This is a genomic window from Methanoculleus sp. (assembly GCF_030019085.1).
GTDB lineage: Archaea > Halobacteriota > Methanomicrobia > Methanomicrobiales > Methanoculleaceae > Methanoculleus.
The window spans coordinates 1-2,124 of the sequence record NZ_JASEFJ010000049.1; the positions used below are offsets into that span (position 1 = coordinate 1).

2 protein-coding genes are annotated in these 2,124 nt (G+C 56.9%); both read left to right on the top strand.

All coding sequences use genetic code 11. From position 1 onward, the window contains the following. Window positions 1-440 precede the first annotated feature (440 nt). Window positions 441-1,940 carry a DUF2193 domain-containing protein gene (locus QMC91_RS09880; protein WP_300238071.1) on the top strand — a complete coding sequence of 500 codons (1,500 nt, stop codon included), beginning with the start codon at window positions 441-443 and terminating at the stop codon, window positions 1,938-1,940. Window positions 1,941-1,950: 10 nt separating this feature from the next. Next, a partial coding sequence (locus QMC91_RS09885; protein ID WP_300238072.1) for a DUF2180 family protein occupies window positions 1,951-2,124 on the top strand: 174 nt, incomplete at its 3' end.

Sequence of the window (2,124 nt, forward strand, 5' to 3'; positions counted from 1 at the left end):
AAAAACCTTCGGGGACCCCCTCTACCATCGGGTCTGTAGCCCGGCAGGCTCTGAATCAGGACCTGCTGTCATCACCCCACGCTGAGATCAAAACTTTTCTTCGTAACTCCATCTGAGTCTTTGGGCTTCTGCGTCCCCCCTAACGGCCTTTCCTGAGTATGCAGAAAAGTTATATCACTTAACGAACCAATACGTCGATCGACGGGACCCTATCAAGGTTTCGAAGGTGGAAGATGCAGGGGACAGCCCGTGAGCATGCGTAACATTCCAGAGGAGCGTTCAAGCGATCCCTACCAAGGACAATCTATTCTCTCACGGTCTTCCATCAGCCAGATTCCGGGATCGTGCATGATTTCTGTGTCTTCCTTCGTTTAAGAACTGTTATGTTGAACCCGGTGACCCTGAAGGGGTTGCCGCAAGATCAATAACAGGTGATCGACATGAGAGAACTCTACGAGAAGATGATCGATGAGGCCATGGCCGCTCAGCGAGCGGACGTGGAGACGGTAAAGGCGAAGCGTGGCACCCGGTTCACTCTCGCGGACACAAAACCTTACGTAGACGCTGCCAGAAAGATGACAGCGATCGCCAACCAGAGTCCGGCGGTAATAGACCTTCACAAGAACTCCATTATTGCACATACCGAGGTTCTTCAAAGTCTTGCAAAGACCGTCCGCCCCGAAGACGACCCATTCGTTGAGCACTACCAGACGCCCGTCGTGCTTGAGATCCTGAAAGATCAGGATGAAGCGTTTGCAAAGAGCGTCGAGATCTTCGCAGAGGCGGTCGCTGCCTCGGAGGCCAGGATCGGCCTGGAGGCGGTGCGCCGCTACGGCGGATTCTACGGTCCCACCTGCGTCGTTGACTTTGCTCTGGTTCCCGGAAGCACAAGCAACGTGGTGAACCGGGTACTGCAGAAGACCGATATCCCCGTAGAACACAAACGGGCGATCCTGGCTGCAAAGTCATGGGGGATGAACACTTCCTATGGGTTCGGCGATACCTTTGCGCATGCTCTCGAGGGAGGGGCAACCCCCGCCGAGGCGACGGCACGCGAGATCAGGATGATGCAGAAGATCTACCTCGAACCGGTTGAAGCCCAGGCGGAGTTGATGGATGCTGCCGGGATGACCTCCTTTGACGCCAGGAAGTACATGGCCGGTTACCGGCAGCGGATGGAACCGACGGTTCGCGCCGCGGTCGACGACGGTGTTCACTACGCGAACATCCTCACAGTCCCTGCATACGGTGTGGGTGACGTCGCGCACCACATCGCTCAGTCGACCTTTAACATGTGCAAGGACGATGTCATCATGGCGGTGATCGAGGCTGTTACGGAGGTTATTGAGTCATCGTTACGGAAATCGCTCGATTCTTACGAGAGTTACTGGGACATCCTCTCTCTCGCGACCGGTGCGTCGGCGACGGCAACCGAGTACATCCTCGAACTGGATGCCCTCAACGCACCCATGGTTGTCGACCTGCTCACAAAGAGGTTCCACAACTACGTCCTTAACTATCCTGCCAGGGGAGCGGCGGCGGAACTCCACAACTGTGACTTCATGGATATGATCTATCGCGGGTGGAAACTCCTGGATAAGTCGCGGCGAAACCGGAACGGCTCCGACGAGATGTTGAGCCCCATGGTCGGCAGGTACCCCGTTGACCTATCGCCCGTCCATGAGAACGATGTCCTGATGAACCCCCAGCGGTATGCCTACCCTGCCTGCGCCATAACCGTCAGGTTCTCCGCACTGATGCGGCTTGCCGACTACCCCTGTCTCCTGACGAGCGAACCCGTCACCGCGACGCTGATGACAAACATCATCGCGCTCGAGAAAGAGACACCGGCCGCCCCTATGCGGGCCTGCAAGGGCTGTGCCACAACGAGCCTGGTCGATCGCCGGCAGTCATACTGCCAGTGGAAAGAGGCAGTCTAGGTGAGATGCCATGAAGTGTTACTGCTGCGAACTTGAGGGGAAGGATAGCGAGGCGGTGGCGATCTGCATCGTCTGCGGGATGGGGCTTTGCATGGATCATATCATCCGAAAGGACATCGATGTCTGGGAAGGGGGTTACCCCCTCCCCAGCAGACGGATAAAGACCCCGCTGCCCCGGATCCTC